This is a genomic window from Streptomyces sp. JH14, assembly GCF_029428675.1.
Classification (GTDB): domain Bacteria; phylum Actinomycetota; class Actinomycetes; order Streptomycetales; family Streptomycetaceae; genus Streptomyces.
Window position 1 is genome coordinate 2568700 of the sequence record NZ_JAJNEL010000001.1, and the last position, 17593, is coordinate 2586292.

13 protein-coding genes are annotated in these 17593 nt (G+C 70.4%); 7 read left to right on the top strand and 6 right to left on the bottom strand.

What is annotated here, in order from left to right; translation table 11 throughout:
- Positions 1 to 185: 185 nt before the first annotated feature.
- The 5 genes from LRD69_RS11510 (at position 186) to LRD69_RS11530 (ending at position 6854) form a co-directional block, all read left to right on the top strand.
- The gene (locus LRD69_RS11510) at positions 186 to 1544 is read left to right on the top strand and encodes an extracellular solute-binding protein (protein WP_277326478.1); all 1359 of its coding nucleotides are present in this window, start codon (positions 186 to 188) and stop codon (positions 1542 to 1544) included.
- A gap of 4 nt (positions 1545 to 1548) precedes the next feature.
- Complete coding sequence (locus tag LRD69_RS11515) at positions 1549 to 2934, top strand: sugar ABC transporter permease (protein WP_277326479.1); 1386 nt, start codon at positions 1549 to 1551, stop codon at positions 2932 to 2934.
- Entirely contained in the window at positions 2931 to 3848 is a 918-nt protein-coding gene (locus LRD69_RS11520) for a carbohydrate ABC transporter permease (RefSeq protein WP_277326480.1), read from the top strand. Before LRD69_RS11515 ends, LRD69_RS11520 begins: the two co-directional genes overlap by 4 nt.
- Positions 3849 to 4130: 282 nt before the next feature.
- Positions 4131 to 4625 carry a hypothetical protein gene (locus tag LRD69_RS11525; RefSeq protein WP_277326481.1) on the top strand — a complete coding sequence of 165 codons (495 nt, stop codon included), beginning with the start codon at positions 4131 to 4133 and terminating at the stop codon, positions 4623 to 4625.
- Positions 4626 to 4691: 66 nt separating this feature from the next.
- A complete protein-coding gene (locus LRD69_RS11530) occupies positions 4692 to 6854 on the top strand; it encodes a bifunctional glycosyltransferase family 2 protein/CDP-glycerol:glycerophosphate glycerophosphotransferase (protein ID WP_277326482.1) in 2163 nt (720 codons plus the stop codon).
- A gap of 81 nt (positions 6855 to 6935) precedes the next feature.
- On the opposite strand, the gene LRD69_RS11535 is transcribed toward LRD69_RS11530, so the two are convergent.
- From LRD69_RS11535 to LRD69_RS11555, 5 genes are all read right to left on the bottom strand, one after another.
- A complete protein-coding gene (locus tag LRD69_RS11535) occupies positions 6936 to 7310 on the bottom strand; it encodes a hypothetical protein (RefSeq protein WP_277326483.1) in 375 nt (124 codons plus the stop codon).
- A gap of 76 nt (positions 7311 to 7386) precedes the next feature.
- Positions 7387 to 8904 carry a bifunctional glycosyltransferase/class I SAM-dependent methyltransferase gene (locus tag LRD69_RS11540; protein WP_277326484.1) on the bottom strand — a complete coding sequence of 506 codons (1518 nt, stop codon included), beginning with the start codon at positions 8902 to 8904 and terminating at the stop codon, positions 7387 to 7389.
- A gap of 30 nt (positions 8905 to 8934) precedes the next feature.
- Positions 8935 to 9885, bottom strand: coding sequence for a hypothetical protein (locus LRD69_RS11545; RefSeq protein ID WP_277326485.1), 951 nt, complete (start codon positions 9883 to 9885; stop codon positions 8935 to 8937).
- A gap of 540 nt (positions 9886 to 10425) precedes the next feature.
- Positions 10426 to 14004, bottom strand: coding sequence for a bifunctional glycosyltransferase/CDP-glycerol:glycerophosphate glycerophosphotransferase (locus tag LRD69_RS11550; RefSeq protein ID WP_277326486.1), 3579 nt, complete (start codon positions 14002 to 14004; stop codon positions 10426 to 10428).
- A 247-nt stretch (positions 14005 to 14251) separates the two neighbouring features.
- Positions 14252 to 14872: a TetR/AcrR family transcriptional regulator gene (locus LRD69_RS11555; protein ID WP_277326487.1), complete on the bottom strand. Its 621-nt coding sequence runs from the start codon at positions 14870 to 14872 to the stop codon at positions 14252 to 14254.
- Positions 14873 to 14989: 117 nt separating this feature from the next.
- Between LRD69_RS11555 and LRD69_RS11560 the strand changes: the two genes are divergently transcribed.
- Together LRD69_RS11560 and LRD69_RS11565 are read left to right on the top strand one after the other, a co-directional pair.
- Positions 14990 to 15952 carry an ABC transporter permease gene (locus tag LRD69_RS11560; RefSeq protein ID WP_277326488.1) on the top strand — a complete coding sequence of 321 codons (963 nt, stop codon included), beginning with the start codon at positions 14990 to 14992 and terminating at the stop codon, positions 15950 to 15952.
- Positions 15945 to 16724 (top strand): ABC transporter ATP-binding protein, encoded by a 780-nt coding sequence (locus LRD69_RS11565; RefSeq protein WP_277326489.1) that lies wholly within the window; start codon positions 15945 to 15947, stop codon positions 16722 to 16724. Before LRD69_RS11560 ends, LRD69_RS11565 begins: the two co-directional genes overlap by 8 nt.
- Positions 16725 to 16779: 55 nt before the next feature.
- Here the strand turns inward: LRD69_RS11565 and LRD69_RS11570 are convergent, their stop codons facing one another.
- Positions 16780 to 17571 carry a hypothetical protein gene (locus LRD69_RS11570; protein ID WP_277326490.1) on the bottom strand — a complete coding sequence of 264 codons (792 nt, stop codon included), beginning with the start codon at positions 17569 to 17571 and terminating at the stop codon, positions 16780 to 16782.
- Positions 17572 to 17593: the final 22 nt, after the last annotated feature.

Consider the following 17593-nt stretch of genomic DNA (forward strand, 5'->3'; position numbering starts at 1 on the left):
TTCACGTCACGAGCCCATCACGATCAATGAGTTGACACGGAAAGCGGTATTGCGGCGCCCGTGCACCGGGCGTAGGACTGTGTGCGCACAGGAGCACACACGCAGATACAGAGACGGGCGCAGGCACAGGGACACGGACACCAGCCCACACGTACGGGCAGGCGCACGGAAGAGACGGGGCACGGATGCGCACAACGCTTCGGATTCGCAGGGCCGCCATGGTCTTCACCGCCATCGGCGCACTGGCCCTCACCGGCTGCGGTGACGACGGCGGCAGCGGCAAGGAAAAGGCGGGCGGGGGGTCCGGGGAGACCCCTTCGGGCGTCGCACTGCCCAAGCTGGACGGCGAGAAGATCTCGGTCGCGGCCGTCTGGACCGGCCCCGAGCAGGCCAACTTCGTCAAGGTCCTCAAGGAGTTCGAGAAGCGCACGGGCGCCACGGTCACCTTCGTTCCCGCGCAGGACCCGATCGTCAACTTCCTCGGTACGAAGATCGCGGGCGGTCAGCCGCCGGACGTCGCGATGATCCCTCAGGTCGGCGCGATCAAGCAGGCCGTGGAGAAGAAGTGGGCCAAGCCGGTCGGCGCCGACGCCAAGGCCCAGTTGCAGAAGAACTACTCGAAGGTCTGGCAGGACCTCGGCGCGGTGGACGGCACCCAGTACGGCGTCTACTTCAAGGCCGCCAACAAGTCCCTGGTCTGGTACAACGCCAAGGCGTTCGAGAACGCGGGCGCGAGCGAGCCGAAGACCTGGAAGGACTTCCTGTCGACGGCCGAGACGGTCTCCGCCTCGGGTGTCACCCCGGTCTCGGTCGGCGGGGCGGACGGCTGGACCCTCACCGACTGGTTCGAGAACATCTATCTCTCCCAGGCCGGCCCGGAGAAGTACGACCAGCTGGCCCAGCACACGATCAAGTGGACGGACCCGTCCGTCAAGGACGCGCTGACCACGCTCGCGCAGCTCTTCGGCAAGCCGTCCCTGATCGCGGGCGGCGCCGACGGTGCGCTGCAGACGGAGTTCCCGGCCTCGGTCACGCAGACGTTCACCGGCGGGGACCAGCCCAAGGCGGCCATGGTCTTCGAGGGCGACTTCGTCGGCATCAACATCGCCCAGACCAAGGCGAAGATCGGTACGGATGCCAAGGTCTTCCCGTTCCCGGCGGTCGGCGCCGAGTCCCCCGTGGTGACGGGTGGCGACGCGGCGGTGGCGCTGAAGGACGGCAAGGGCGCCCAGGCCCTGCTGACCTGGCTGTCCTCGACGGATGCGGCGAAGATCTGGGCCGAGCAGGGCGGATTCATCTCGCCGAACAAGGCCCTGGACACCGCCGCGTATCCGAACGAGGTGCAGCGCACCATGGCGAAGGCGCTGATCGCGGCCGGTGACGCCGTCCGGTTCGACATGTCCGACCAGGCCCCGCAGTCGTTCGGCGGGACGCCCGGGAAGGGCGAGTGGAAGACCCTCCAGGACTTCCTGAAGAACCCGAAGGACATCGCGGGGACCCAGGCGAAACTGGAGTCCGACGCGGCCAAGGCGTACAAGAGCTGACGGGATGACGACAGCGGCAGCGGGGGGCGCCGAGACGGTGCCCCCCGCCGACAAGCGTCTCCCTGGGCGCTCCGAGCGCCAACGGTCACCGCGGCCCCGCAGGAGTGTGACCGGCACCCGGAAGGCCGTCGCAACGGTGTTCCTGCTGCCCGCACTGGTCCTGCTCGGCGCGCTCGTGGTCTATCCGATCGTGTACTCCGTCTACCGGTCATTCTTCGACCAGGCGGGTACGGGCTTCGCCGGTCTCGGCAACTACAAGGCGCTGTTCACGGACGACACCATCCGTACGGCGGTCAAGAACAACGCGATCTGGGTCGTCTTCGCGCCGACGGTCTCCACCGCGCTCGGGCTGATCTTCGCGGTGCTGACCGAGCGGATCCGCTGGGGTACGGCGTTCAAGCTGATCGTCTTCATGCCGATGGCCATCTCGATGCTGGCCGCGGGCATCATCTTCCGGCTGGTGTACGACCAGGCGCCGGAGCGCGGGGTCGCCAACGCCGTATGGGTGGGTGTGCACGACACGTTCGCCGAGTCGGCCGGCTATCCGAACGCGCACCCGCTGCCGGTCCACCCGCTCGAGGCGGGTGGCGGCGGATCGTTCGTCACGAAGGTGCCGGTCCGGGCCGGCGAACCGGTCTCCCTGCCGCTGGTCGGTGTGGCCCCCGCGAAGATGCCGGGCGACGCGAAGCCCGCGAAGGCCGCGCCCACGGAGCCCGGGAAGATCACCGGCACCGCGTGGCTGGACTTCACCAAGGGCGGTGGCGGCAAACCCAATGTCATCGACACCGAGGAGCTCGGCCTGAGGGGCCTCGAGGTCGAGGCGGTCCGGGACGGCAGGACGGTCGCCTCGGCGACAGCGGCGGCGGACGGCACGTTCACCCTGCCGGGGTCGGCCGACGGCGCCCTGCTGCGGCTCCCCGCGTCGAACTTCAAGGAGCCGTACAACGGCGTCGACTGGCTCGGACCGACGCTGGTGACGCCGGGCATCATCGGCAGCTACGTGTGGATGTGGGCGGGCTTCGCGATGGTGCTGATCGCGGCGGGACTCGCCGGGCTGCCGCGTGAACTCCTCGAAGCGGCACGGGTGGACGGCGCGAACGAGTGGCAGGTGTTCCGCCGGATCACGGTGCCGTTGCTCGCGCCCGTGCTCGCGGTCGTCCTCGTCACACTGATGATCAATGTCCTGAAGATCTTCGACCTGGTGTTCATCATCGCCCCGGGCTCCTCCCAGGACGACGCGAACGTCCTGGCCCTCCAGCTGTACCGGTCCTCGTTCGGCACGGACGCGGACCTGGGCATCGGCAGCGCCATCGCCGTACTCCTGCTGCTGCTGGTGATCCCGGTGATGGTCTTCAACATCAGGCGAATCCGGAAGGAGGGGCGCCGATGACCACCCCGTCCGCCACGGCCACGGCCACCCGCACGCCCACGGCCACCGGAGCGGTGCAGGCGAAGCAGTCCCTCGGCGCACGGATCGCGGCTCGCGCCGGAGGCGGTGCGATGCGGGTCTTCCTCGTCCTGGTGGGCCTGTTCTGGCTGATGCCGACCATCGGCCTGCTGCTCTCCTCGCTGCGCAGCGGTGACGAGATCGCGGCGACCGGCTGGTGGAAGGTCTTCACCGCACCGTCCCAGCTCACCTTCGACAACTACTCCCGCCTGCTGGACAATTCGACCATCACGCACTCCCTTCTGAGCACGGTGCTGATCACGGTGCCGGCGACGGTCCTCGTCGTGGTGATCGGCTCGCTCGCCGGGTACGCCTTCGCGTGGATGGACTTCCCGGGTCGCGACTGGTGGTTCCTGCTGGTCGTCGGTCTGCTCGTGGTCCCGGTACAGGTCGCCCTCGTGCCGGTCTCCAAGCTCTTCGGCGAGATCGGGATCTTCGAGACGACCCTGGGCGTGATCCTCTTCCACACGGCGTTCGGTCTGCCCTTCGCGATCTTCCTGCTGCGGAACTTCTTCGCGGAGATCCCGCGCGAGCTCCTGGAGGCGGCCCGGCTCGACGGGGCGGGCGAGATCCGGCTCTTCACCCGGGTCGTGATGCCGCTGGGCGGTCCGGCGATCGCCTCGCTCGGGATCTTCCAGTTCCTCTGGGTGTGGAACGACATGCTGGTCGCGCTGATCTTCGCGGACTCCGACTCCCCGCCGATCACCGTGGCGTTGCAGCAGCAGGTACGGCAGTTCGGCAACAACATCGATGTCCTGGCGCCCGGCGCCTTCGTGTCGATGGTGATTCCGCTCGCGGTGTTCTTCGCCTTCCAGCGCCAGTTCGTCTCGGGGGTGATGGCGGGCGCGGTCAAGTAGGGACGCCCGCACGCCGCCGGCATCGCTCGTCCGCGCGCCCGGCCGGCCACGCGTCACACAGATGTACGTCAACGTGGGGCGAGCCTCGTTCACCCTAACGAGCTCGCCCCACCTGGAACTTCGCGCGAATGCCACGTTTCGGCGTAACTCCTGCACTCCATTGACCGTTTGCGGAACACCCGCCCGCGCCAGCGAACGACCCATGGATGTGTTGTGCCCCGGTTCAGTGTCATCGTGCCCGCATGCCGGGTTCAGGCGTGTCCGCACGAGAGCCCGGACCCAATGCTCGGCCGGTCCTGCGAGGACGCCGAGATCACTGCGGTCGACGACTGCTCACCCGGCTCCTGCGGCGCGACCGTCGACGGGTCCGCCGCCCGCGGCAGCCGGGTGCGGGCCCCGCGGCCGCCGCGGGACGTCGGCCCCGGTCCCCATGACGCCGGGACGGCACAGGCCACCGGCGACCGCCTGATCCTCCTGGACGGTGACGGCACCCTCGACCGCTCGTCGCCGGGCCGGCCGGGCGTCGTCCACTGCGGCGACCGGGAGACGTACGAGGCGGCCCGTGGCACCGGCGCCCTCCTCACGGACCACCGGCGCCCCCGGTCCGCGCGACCGCGGGCGGACTTCCGCGTCCGGTTCCGTCCCCGCGACGACGGGCACGCCGCGCCGCGGGTGATGCGCCGGGGCTTCCTCCGCGACACGACCGTGCAGGTGCCCCCCGCGTCGGTGGCGAACGGGCGGCCGGCGCCGAAAGCGCCGGTCCCGGCACCCGCCTGACCGACCGCCCGACGTGCCGCTGCCCGCTGTCCCCTTGTCCCCGCTGCCCCACGAGAAAGAGCGTGTATGCCCCGGCTGAGTGTCATCATCCCCGTCCGTCGCGTCCGAGGACATCTGCGCGAGTGCCTGGAATCGGTGCTCTCGCAGTCGTTCACTGACTTCGAGGTGATCGGTGTCGACGACGGGTCACCGGACGGTTCGGGGCTGCTGCTCGACGAGTTCGCCGCCCTGGACCACCGGGTACAGGCGATCCACCTGCCGCCCGGAGAGGGCGCGGGTCCCGCCGGACGGCGCAACGCCGGGGCCGAGCGGGCCGTCGGAGACCACCTGATCTTCCTGGAGGGGAACTTCGTCCTGCTGCCGGGCGCGCTGCAGGCCGTGGCCGGGGCGCTGGACGCAGCGGGCGACCCGGAGCTGCTGCTGTTCGGCCACCACAAGCGGCCGTTCCGCGGCCGGCCCCGCCCGACCCGGTCGCTGGAGCTGCTGGGCGAGCTGCCCGCGGGCCGCCTCACCCTCGCCGGCCACCCCGAACTCCTCGACCTCGCCCAGGTCTCCTGGAACCGGGCCGTACGCCGCACTCTCCACGAGTCCGAGAAGCTGGCCTTCGGGCCCGGTCAGCACGGCGAGCGGATGTACGCGCTGCAGACGCTGGCCGCGGCCGAATCCATCGCCGTCCTGCCGGTGGCCTGCGTCGAACACCGAAGGCAGCGCTATCTTCCGGACCTCGTCGACGAGTCGGAGCCGACCGACGGCACGACACCGCTCCACCTCGTCGAGGCGTACGCGGGGCTGATGACGTTCGTCCAGGACCGGCCGGCCCTGCACCCCCTGCGGACCCTCCTCTTCGAACGCGCCTCCCAGGAGCTGCTGTCCGGATATCCGTCGGTGGAGCGCCGACGCCGGCGGTACGTGCGCTCCGTGGCCGCGTTCCACCGTACGCACCGGCCCGAGGGGTACCGGTCCCCCGGCGGGGCCAGGGGTCTGCGGCCGCGACTGATCGGCGGCGGCCGCTACGCCGCGCTCGGCAGCCTCGACGCCGCCCTCGCCCTGCGCCGGTGGATGCGGTCCGTGCCCGGCGCCCTGCGGGCTCAGGCGAAGCGCACACTGACCGCGCGCTACTACTGGTGGCAGCGCAGGCGTCCGCTGGACAGCGGACTCGCCGTCTACGCCGCGTACTGGAACCGCGGGGTCAGCTGCAACCCGGAGGCGATCTTCCGCAAGGCCCAGGAGCTGGCCCCGCAGGTGCGCGGGGTCTGGGTGGTGTCGAAGAACCAGCGGGCCTCGGTACCGCCCGGCATCGACCATGTGGTGGCGGGGACCCGCCGGTACTGGGCGACGATGGCCCGTGCCACGTACTTCTTCAACAACGTCAACTTCCCCGACCACCTGGTCAAGCGCCCCGGTCAGATCCATGTGATGACCCATCACGGCACCCCGCTGAAGATCATGGGTCTGGATCAGCAGGACTATCCGGCAGCGGCCCAGGGGCTGAACTTCGACCGGCTGCTGCAGCGCGTCGACCGGTGGGACTGGAGCGTCTCCGCCAATCCGCACTCCACGGAGGTGTGGTCACGCGCCTACCCGAGCGCCGCGCGGACGCTCGAAACGGGCTATCCGCGCAACGACGTCCTCACCACGGCGACCGCCGGGCAGATCGCGGAGATCCGGGCCGGGCTCGGCATCCGCCCCGGTCTGCGCAGCGTGCTGTACGCGCCCACGCACCGGGACTACGAGGCGTTGTTCACGAGCCGGATCGATCTGGAACGGCTCGCCGACGCGCTCGGCCCCGACACGGTGATCATGGTCCGCGCGCACTACTTCTACGAGGGTGCGGGGCTGCCGGACCGTCCGACGATCCTCGACGTCTGCGACCATCCGCGGATCGAGGAGCTGTTCCTGGCGGCGGACGCGCTGGTGACGGACTACTCGTCGGTGATGTTCGACTACGCCGCCCTGGACCGCCCGATCGTGGTGCACGCCCCGGACTGGGAGACGTACCGCACGGTCCGCGGGGTCTGCTTCGATCTGCTGTCCGGCAAGCCGGGCGACACCCCCGGGGCGGTCTCCACCAGCACGGACGAACTGGCCCGGATCTTCCTCGACGGCAGCTGGAACAGTCCGGAGAACGAGGCGCTGCGGGCGGCTTTCCGGGCGAGGTTCTGCCCGTACGACGACGGGCGGGCGGCCGAACGGGTGGTGCGCAGCGTGCTGCTCGGCGAGGACGTGTGATCGGGTCGTCCGGCGAGCGTCTGCCTTCGCTCGCCGGACGGGTCTGATTCCGCGGCCGCCCGCCCGTCCGGCGGGGGCCGCTCAGCGTTGCTGGCCGGCCATGACCGTGGCGAGGCCGATGATCACGAGCAGGGAGCCGGTCCAGGTCCACATCGAGGTCCGCTCGTGCAGCACCGTGGATCCGGCCAGCACGATCAGCAGATAGCCGAGCGCGTTGAACGGGTAGGCGATGCTCAGCGGCACCTTGGCCAGCGTCGCCATCCAGGCGAGCGCGGACACCGCGAAGACGAGGAGCCCCAGGACGACCCACGGGCTGGTCGCCGCGCGGATCGCAAGGGATCCGCCCTCGCGCCCGGCGGCTGCCGCGGCGCTCTTCATCCCGTGTTTGAGCATGATCTGACCGCCCGCCGACGCGAACACGGCGAACAGGAGCAGCATCAGACTGGGCAGGGTCAAGGTCTTGCTCCTGACTGCGGCAGCGGGCCCTGGCCCGGCGGATTGCGTGGGGGCGGGCACGTCGGCAGTCGGATGGTCAGACCCTGATCCGGTCGGCGGGGGCGTACTGTCGGTTGAGGATTTCCTGTACATCGACGTGCTCTCCAGCGATGATCGTCTCGGCCGCATGCGGGGTGAGCAGTGCGACGTACTGATAGCCGAACAGCGTCGGCCGGATCCTGGTCAGCAGCTTCGACAGCCCGCCGAGGGTTGCGGTGACCGGTCCGCGGCCCCCGAGCAGTGACCAGAACGGCGCCCCGGTGGGGGTGATGCCGAGCACGTCGTAGCCCGCGTTCCGGACGGTGCGGCGCAGGCTGGCCCGGGTGAAGAAGCGCAGGTGCGTCTCGTCGAGGATGCCGCGCCGGTCGTAGTCGAAGACCCCGAGAGCGACCCGCAGCCGTGCGTACCAGTGGCTGAAGTTCGGCACGGACAGCAGCACACGGCCGCCCGGTCGCAGCACGGTCGCGACCTCGGAGAGGACGCGCTCGGGACGGGAGAGGTGCTCGATGACATCGCCGGCGACCACGTAGTCGAAGTCGGTACCGATCTCGGCGGGCAGACCGTCCTCGAGGTCGGCGAGGTGGAAGTGCGTGCACTTCTCGCGGACGCCCGGGACCTCGACGTAGTCGAGACCGGTCACTTCGTGGCCGAGTGCTTCGAGGCGCTGTGCGAACAGGCCGCCGGAGCAGCCGAGATCGAGGACGCGGCCGGGCGGCAGCGCTCGCATCTTCTCCAGGATGACGGCGTGCGAGGAACCGTCGCCCTCCTTGAAGGCGTACTCGACGGGCTTGGGGATCCAGGCGCAGGTACCGAACCCCTTGACGGCCAGGCGGTATTCGAGGACGTCCTTGACGACGTCCTTCGCGTACTTCATGCCGTTGACGTAACAGATCTCGTCGCCGTAGTACGTCGGAACGGGGATCTCCTTGATCCGCATTCCTTCGTTGAGCAGCTGGACGATGATCTGGGTGTCGAAGTCGAACGCGTCGGTGTTCCGGTCGATCGGCAGCTTCTTGAGCGCGTCGACGCTGTAGGCGCGGTATCCGGAGTGGAATTCGGTGAGCTTCGAGCCGAGGAGTCCGTTCTCCAGACGGGTGAGAATGCGGTTGCCGAGCCATTTGTACATCGGCATACCGCCCTTGAGGGCGCTGCCGGACTTCATCATTCGCGATCCGAACACCGCTTCGCATTCGCCGCGTTCGATGGGTTCGATCATCTCGGGCAGATATTCGGGTGCGTACTGTCCGTCGCCGTGCAGCAGCACGATGATGTCCAGTCCGTGCGCTGCGGCCAGTGCATATCCGGCCTTCTGATTTCCGCCGTACCCGAGATTCTTGGTGTGCCGCATCACCACGGTCCGCGGCATTCCCTCGGTCTGCGACCAGCGACATCCTGCGGTGAAGGTCGCGTCGTGGCTAGCGTCGTCGAGAATCAGGATCTCGGAGACCCGGGACCGGAAGTCCTCCGGAATCCGGTCGAGGGTGTTCTCCAGCGTCGTCTCGGCGTTGTACGCGACCACCAGGATGCCGATCCTGGGACTCGTGCTTTCCTTCACGGGAGGTTCTCCAGTCGTGCTCGGGTGTGGTCAGTTGAGGGCGGAACCGGACGGTTGCGAGCCACGGGTCGCCGTGGCCGATGCCTGTTCCGCGGGTGACGACGGGGGTCCGGCAGGCGGGGTGGCGAGGATCTTGCGGATGCCCGAGACCAGGCCGACAGCGAGGACGAACCAGCCGGCGGCGCCCAGTTGCAGCACCGTCTCGCTCCAGCGCACCGGGGAGCGTCCCTGGTAGCCGAGGACGGCCGTGCAGCCGAGCACGCAGCTGTAGGCGAGCCCCTCCCAGAACCCGATGACGAACATGGCGGCCGCCGCCCAGGTCAGGTACTGCAGGCCGGACGCGGTGGACAGGAGCAGCAGCAGGCCCAGCGTCACGGCGACCGCGCCGGGCAGCTGCGCGGGCCGGACCAGCGCCAGCCAGACGCCGACGGCCACGCAGATCAGCACCGCGAGGTAGTGGCCCTCGCCGCGGAGAAAGGCGATGAACGGCTCCGGCAGGCCGAGCGCATCGGCGAACCGGACGAGGCCCCAGAGGCGGTAGCCGCCACCCGCGTACTCCAGGACGTTCTCCTTGAGGTTCTCCGGCACGGTCACCAGGGCGGGCCCCCAGACGAGCGCGGTCAGGGCGGTGAACCCGGCGGTGAAGCGGACGAACACCGGCCGGCCGCCGCGCAGCGCGACGGCGAACAGCACCGGGACCGCCACGACGGGGACGAACTTGATGCTGATCGACAGCGCGGCGGCGGCCCCGGCGGCCAGCGGCGCCTTCCGGTCGACGAGCAGATACGCGGCGGCGAGAGCGAAGGTGATCGCGACCGAGTCGGTGTTGCCGTGGTAACCCGACGTGGCGATCAGCACGGGGCTGAAGGCCACCCCGATCCCACAGGCGACCGCGGTACGCAGAGTGCCGCGCCGCCGGACGATTTCGAACACGACGAGCGCGCAGAAGAAGTCGGCGATCGAGGCAGGTGATCGGATCAACGTACTGAATGACATTCCTAGTTCGGATAGGCCATTCAGCCCGAGGAGCATCCACCCGGCCAGCGGCGGATGGTTGTACACGGGCAGACCCGGAAGCGGCTGCTCGTAGATCCGAATGGGGCCGTAGACGGTGAGAGCCTTTGCGAACCCTTGGAAAAAAAGGACGTCGGCGGGGCCCCGCGTATTTGCCGCGATCAGCATTCTGACGAGCAGCCCGACGGCCGCGGCGACGAGCACGACGGCTCGTGCGCGACGTACGTTCAAGGCGTCGCACCACATTCGGATACCCATGAAAACGAACGTAGCAACCCACAGCAGTGATTCAGCGCACCGATCAACATACTTAAGCAAACGGGTGAATCGGTTCCCTGTGCATCTGCATGTCGGCAGGCTGACACGAATCACTCGAACGGTTCATGCATACGTCGGCGCCCGCTCACCCGTTCCCGTTCACCACCGCTTCATCCGGGAGTCCGGTTCCGGTTCCCGCGCGGGCGAGGGAACCGGAACCGGGGAACACGCCGGTGCGGCCCGGGTCGTCTACCGGTCCGCGGGCTGCAGCATCCGGTCGGCCACCCGTTGCGCCGCATGCCCGTCGTCGAGATCGCAGAAGTCCCGCCGAAATGCCTCATAGGCCTGCGCGTGTCCCGCCGTGGCCGCCACCGGATCGCGCAGTGCCTCGATGAGACCGGCCGAGTCGGGGATCAGGGGGCCGGGGGCACGCGTCTCGAAGTCGAAGCAGAAGCCGCGCAGGGTGTCGCGGTAGTGGGCGAGGTCGTAGGTGTGGAAGAGCATCGGCCGGCCGGTCTGGGCGAAATCGAACATCAACGAGGAGTAGTCGGTGACCAGTGCGTCGCTGATCAGCATCAGCTCGCCGACGTCCCCGTAGCGCGACATGTCCCGTACGAAGCCGCTGCCGGTGTCCGGGAGCCGGTCGCTGACCAGATAGTGGCGGCGCACCAGCAGCACCGTGCCGGCCCCGAGTTCGCGTTCGGCCGCGGCCAGATCGAGCTGGAGATCGAGGGCGTACCTGCCGCCGCCCTGCGGCCTGTCCTCACGCCACGTCGGGGCGTAGAGCACCACGCGCTTGCCTGCGGGGATCCCGAGCCGCTCCCGTACCGCCGCGGCGACCTTGGTGCGGTCCGAGGCGTGGAAGAGGTCGTTGCGGGGGTAGCCGCACTCGATCGTCTCTCCCCGGTAGCCGAAGGAGCGCCGCAGAACGGGGGTGGAGAAGCTGTTCGGGGAGACCAGGACGCTCCACTGGCGTGCGCGCTGTTCGATGCCGGCGATGTAGCCGGCGTTGGCCTGGGCGGTGCCCGCGAGGTCGAGGCCGATGCGCTTGAGCGGGGTGCCGTGCCAGGTCTGGACGACGGTCTGGCCTTCGCGCCGCTCGAACCACTCGGGCAGCTGGGTGTTGGTGACGATGTGGCGGCTGCGGGCCAGCGCCTCGTGCCAGGCTTCGGAGCCGTGCACGACCACGGAGGCGCCTGCGGGGATACGGGCCTGCTGGTCGCGCACGACCCACAGATGCTCGAACACGGTGGAGCGCGTGGTCAGTTCCTCGTAGATCGCGCGCGGCGAGTCGGAGTACTGGCGGCCGTCGAAGCTGCTGTACAGAACGGTGTCGCGCAGGGGCGCGGTGCGCAGGCCGGCGTACGCCTCGCGCAGGAGGCGCTTGCCGCGGGCGCCGCGTTCCGCCGCGGTCAGCACCGATGCGCAGGTGACGAGCAGTTGGTCGTGGTAGCGCCGTTCGATGACGTAGCTGCGGCCCCCGAGCGTGCGGGCGGCGGGGAGGGTGCGGTGGGCGGCGGCCGCGATGCGCAGCGGCATCTCACCGGTCTCGTCGGTGGCGCCCTTCGTACGGAGGAAGAGGTACCAGTGACCCTCGCCGAGCGGCAGTGGACCACCGGGCGCCTCGACGGCGTCCGGCCGCAGCCCGGCCCGGAACCGCCGCGCGTCCGCCGGGCCGGTGAAGACCACCGGGAACACGGCCTCCTCCTGATGGCCGCTGTGCCGGGCCACCAGTTCGAGGGGGTGGCGGGGGTCGTCCGGGAAGGTGCCCTCCAGGAGCAGCAGCCCGTCCTCCGTCCATCGCGCGAGCCCGCAGTCGGGCTGCACGGTCCGTTCGCTGATCAGCAGATTGCCTCGGGAGCTTGTGGTGAGCGCGAGCTCGCGCCGCTCGCCGGCACCGTCCTCGTCGCTGTCGGCGTCGACGACCGCACCGACCGGGTAGCGGCCCGGCAGAACGGGCCCCGGCACGTCGATCGGTGTCCTGCGGCCGTCCGGTCCGACCAGGTGCAGGCTGTACACGGCGGCGCCCGCCCCCGTCGCCGGCCGCGCGTCGGCGATCGCGCCGAGCGGGATCTCCGCGGTGAAGCGCCGCCAGCCCGCCGCCGACGGCACGGCACCCTCGTGGACGGTGGCAGGACAGTCGAAGGCGGTGTCCGAGGACCGGTGGGTGAGGCGGATCCGCAGGGGTCCCTTGCCGAGGCGGTCGCGGATCATTCCGCCGATCACCACGCTGCCGGTCCCGTCGTCCGCGTCGCCCGCCCGGTGCGTTTCGAACCGGGCGTCGATCCGCTCGGCGTGCAGCACCAGCCTGCCGCCCTCGAAGGCGGGCACGATCCGGTGGTCGCCGTCCGGCCGGTGCACGGGCGGCGGCGCCGCGGACGCGTCGGCGGAGACGTCGGAGCGGCGCAGCATCCCGTGTCCGGCGATACCGACTTCGACGCGCCAGGTGAGCCGTTCGGTGGCGCCGTCGGCGGAGATCCGCAGCCGGGCCGGGTCGATGACCGTCTCGAAGCCGGACCGGTCGTAGTCGTGCAGACTCTGCCGGGACCGGGCGGTGGCCTCCGGTTCGTCGACCCTGCGCAGCCGCAGCGGCACCACATGCCGCCGGCCGGCCCGCAGCCAGCCGGCCCGGAACTCGCTGCGGCGCGAGGCGGCGGGCAGGTTGCGGATGTACGCGTACCCCTTGAGGTGCAGCTTGCCGCCTTGCCAGTGCGCCTCGTGCAGCCGGGCGGTGAGCGGCAGGTCCCGGTCGTCGATCCGCAGCACCGAACGGGGCACCGGCCGGGTGAGGGCCGGGTACGAGGCGCTGCGGCGGCGCACGCCCTGGACACCGAAGGCGCCGGGCTCGGCCTTGTCGTGGGCGAGCAGCGCCAGCAGTTCGTCGGTGCGCCGTTCGCGTACGAGATGCCACATCACCCGCAGCCGCAGCGGCAGCCCGTCGAGGACGGCCGGGTCGACCTGGTCGGTGAACTCGTTGGCGTACGTGAGGAAGGCGCGGCGGTACTCGTCGTCGCCGTCGGGCAGCGCCTCCATGAAGTACCAGAGGTCGTTGGCGAGTACGTGCGCCTCGTAGCGGCGTTTGTCGTCGGCGCTGCGGTGCTCGTCGAGGAAGGTGGACACGCCCAGGACGTGCGAGGCCCGGTCCTGGATGCCGCGGACCACGGCGCGCCGGGTGGTGATCGAGCCGTCGCGGTCGCGCCAGTGGTAGACGGGGTCCTTGACGACGTCGACGGAGCGGGCCAGGAAGTGGGCGGGGAGGACGACGGGGATGTCCTCGTAGAGGGCGCCGACCGGGAAGGCGAAGGCGTGCTCGTCCCAGAACGCCCGGCGGAAGATCTTGTTGCAGGCGATCCGGTCGGCGGCGAGGTCCCAGTCACGGGAGATGTGGGTGCGCAGCCGGGTGGTCGCCATGGGCTTGCTGAAGTTGGGCGACTGCTGGAGCTTGCCGGAGGACCGCAGCCGGAGCACATTGCCGGACGCCATGTCCGAGCCCGTCTCCTCGAGTGCGCCGACGAGTCGCTCGTACGCGCGGGGCGGGACGATGTCGTCGCTGTCCACGAAAGCGACGTAGCGGCTGTCCGGGTCGCAGTTGCGGACACCGGTGTTGCGGGCGTGCCCGAGTCCCCCGTTCTTCTGGCTCACCAGCCGGAAGCGGCTGTCCTGTTCGGCGAATGCGGCGGCCAGGGCGGCACTGTCGTCGGTGGACCCGTCGTCGACCATCACCACCTCCAGGTCGGCCATGGTCTGCTCGGCGAGGGACCTCAGGCAGTCCGTCAGATAGAGCTCTACGTTGTAGACGGGGACGACGACACTGAGCCGTGGCGGCATGTTGAGCACGTCCGTTCATACGGGGGCCTGGTTATCCGTATGGCTCAACCGTGTGAACGGCCGAGGGTCACCGATCAGCTCCTCGAACGGGTGACACCAGGGTCCGCACAAGAACAAACGTTGCATCAGGCGCTCGGCGGCACACTCGTCGCCGTGGGGCGGAAACCGCTCGCGGAACACGCATCGGAGCGCCCGGAACCGGGTCCGCCGCGCCGGAGCGTGGACCGGAGCGGCGAGGGCGCGGGGGTCAGCTCTTCGTGAGCGCGGCGACCGCCGATGCGGCCAGGTCGTCCAGATAGCCCTTGGGCAGTTCGCCCCGGACGACCGCGAGCCGCCAGTACAGCGGGCCGACGATCAGGTCCAGGGCGCGGTCCGGGTCGCTGTTCTCGGGCAGCTCACCGCGGGCGACGGCGTCCCGCACGACCACCGCGGCGATGCCCTGCTGCGGGTCCAGCAGCGCGGCCTTGATCGCGTCGGCGATCTCCGGGTTCCGGGCCGCCTCGACCATCAGGTCCGGGATGACCTGCGAGGCGACGGGGTGACGCAGCGCGTAGGCGGCCAGCTGGAGCACGGCGCGGACGTCCCCGTACAGCGAGCCGGTGGCCGGAGCCGGCATGCCCTGGACGGCCACGGCGGAGACCAGGTCGAGGACGAGGGCCAGCTTGGACTTCCAGCGGCGGTAGACGGCGGTCTTGCCGACGCCGGCGCGCCGGGCGATGCCCTCGATCGACATCCGGGCGAAGCCGACCGCCGCCAGTTCCTCGAAGACGGCGCTGCGGATGGCATCGGTGACGTCCTCGCGCAGCACGGCGGCTCCGGCGGGGACGCGGCGGCGGGTTCCCGGGTCGGTGGTCATGGCGTCAATCATAGGCGTAACGACGAAACGGTTGCGTTGCGACGTGGTCACGTCCTACTCTCGACGTTGCGACGATACGGTTCCGTTCCGGCGTCCGCGATGGTTCCTGTCCTCCCGTCGAAAGCGATCGTGGTGAGCCAGACAACAGCCCCGCCGACAACGCCCGCGGCGACCGGTCCAGCCCCCGCCCCCGCCCCCGCCCTCCTCCTCCCGCTCCACGGACCGGGCGAGCTCGCCGCGCTCGCGGCCCGGCACGGGCTGACCGTGAGCGGGGCCAGGCCGACGCTGGGGGCGTACGTCCGGCAGCTGTGGGGCCGCCGGCACTTCATCACGGCGTTCGCCACCGCCAAACTCACCGCCCAGTACAGCCAGGCGAAGCTCGGCCAGATCTGGCAGATCATGACCCCGCTGCTCAACGCGACGGTCTACTTCTTCATCTTCGGCGTCCTGATGAACACGAAGAAGAACGTCGAGGACTTCGTGCCGTTCCTCGTGACGGGCGTCTTCATCTGGACCTTCACCAGCAACTCGATCACTGCGGGCACCCGCGCGATCAGCGGCAACCTCGGCCTCGTGCGGGCCCTGCACTTCCCGCGCGCCTCGCTGCCCATCGCGCTGGCTCTGCAGCAGCTCCAGCAGCTGCTCTTCTCCCTGGGTGCGCTGGTGCTGATCCTGCTCGGGTTCGGGCAGTTCCCCCGGCCGTCCTGGCTGCTGGCGGTTCCGGCGCTGTTCCTGCAGGCCGTGTTCAACACGGGCGTCTCGATGGTGGTGGCCCGGCTGGCCGCCCGGACCCCGGACATCGCGCAGCTGACACCGTTCGTCCTGCGGACCTGGATGTACGCCTCGGGCGTCATGTGGAGCATGGACGCGCTGCTCACGGGCGACAGGGTTCCGCACCTCGTGAAGCTGGCTCTGGAGTGCAATCCGGCCGCCGTCTTCATCGACCTGATGCGGTTCGCCCTCATCGACAGCTTCAGCAGGGCCCAGCTGCCCCCGCATGTGTGGGCCATCGCCACGGTCTGGGCGCTCGTGTGCGGGGTGGGCGGCTTCGTGTACTTCTGGCAGGCGGAGGAGCGGTACGGACGTGGCTGACCACAGCGAGCAGGTGCCGACCGTCGTCGTGGACGACGTCCACATCACGTACCGGGTCAACGGTGCCCGTACCGGAAAGGGCAGCGCCACCTCGGCGCTCAGCAGGATCGCGTCCCGGCGGCAGGCCCCCGGAGTGCGCGAGGTGCACGCCGTGAAGGGCGTCAGCTTCGCCGCGTACAAGGGCGAGGCGATCGGCCTGATCGGCTCCAACGGCTCGGGGAAGTCGACGCTGCTGAAAGCGATCGCCGGGCTGCTCCCGGCGTCGAAGGGCCGGGTGCACACCCAGGGCCAGCCGTCACTGCTCGGGGTGAACGCGGCACTGATGAGCGACCTGACCGGCGAGCGGAACGTCATCCTCGGCGGGCTCGCGATGGGCATGACGCGCGAGGAGATCCGCGAGCGCTACCAGGGGATCGTCGACTTCTCGGGCATCGACGAGAAGGGCGACTTCATCACGCTCCCGATGCGGACGTACTCCTCCGGCATGGGGGCCCGGCTGCGTTTCTCCATCGCCGCCGCCAAGAGCCACGACGTGCTGCTGATCGACGAGGCGCTGTCCACGGGCGACGCGAAGTTCCAGCGGCGCAGCAAGGAGCGGATCATCGAGCTGCGCAAGGAGGCGGGCACGGTGTTCCTGGTCAGCCACCACAACAAGTCGATCACCGAGACGTGCGACCGGGCGATCTGGCTGGAGGCGGGGACGCTGCGGATGGACGGTCCGGCGGAGGACGTCGTCGCCGCGTACGAGAGGTTCACCAGGACCAGGAAGTAGGCCGGCGGGCGGCGCAGGCCACGGTCGCGCCGGCGGGCAGCGGCCGGTGACGCGCTCACCTCACCCGGGTTCGCCCCCACAGCCGCAGCAGCGCCCGCCCCTCCGGTTCGCCGCGCGCCAGCAGGGCCGCCGCCCGTGCCCAGTGGGCGGGCGGCAGCCCGTAGCCGGTGATCAGGCGGTGCAGCACGTCGGACGGACCCGGCAGCATCAGCAGTTCACCGAGCAGCCGGGCGTCGGCCGGCGGGGCGTCTGTGGCGAGGACCAGGGTGAGCGCGTCCGGACCGAACCGCTCCACGAGCGCGAGCCCGTCCTCCCCCGCCGCCAGCAGCCACGGCGTGAGCCGCCCGCTCTGCCCGCCGTGCGGCTCCCGCTGCTCCACCAGCAGCCGCAGCACCCGCGCCCCCGCCTGTCCCGCGAGCAGCGGCAGCCAGCGCGGACCCCAGGTGGTGACCGCGTCGGCGGTGCCCGGCAGCTTCTGCTCGACGACGGCGGCGGTGACGGCCACCCGGGGGCCGAACCGCACCCCCAGGGTGAGCACCGCCTCCAGCGCGGGCGCGGGCAGCACCTCGGCGAGCGGAGCCAGTTCGGCGAGGGAGCGGCGCTGCTCGGGGCTGAGGCGGAGCCGGTCGGCGAGCTGCTGGGCGACCGCACCGAGACCGTCCCGCAGGAACACGCGCAGGGCCTCGGCCGGGTCGGGGGCGGTCAGGATCTGCGGGAGCTCACGACGGGCGCGCGGATCGAGGGAGGCGGCCGGCTCTTCGGCGTACAGGTCGAGGAGCGCGAGGCGCCGGGCCGGATCGGGGAGGGTGGCGAGGAGCGGGAGCAGGGCGGGGGTCGCGGCCAGCACCGCCACCGTCCCGGCGGGGTCC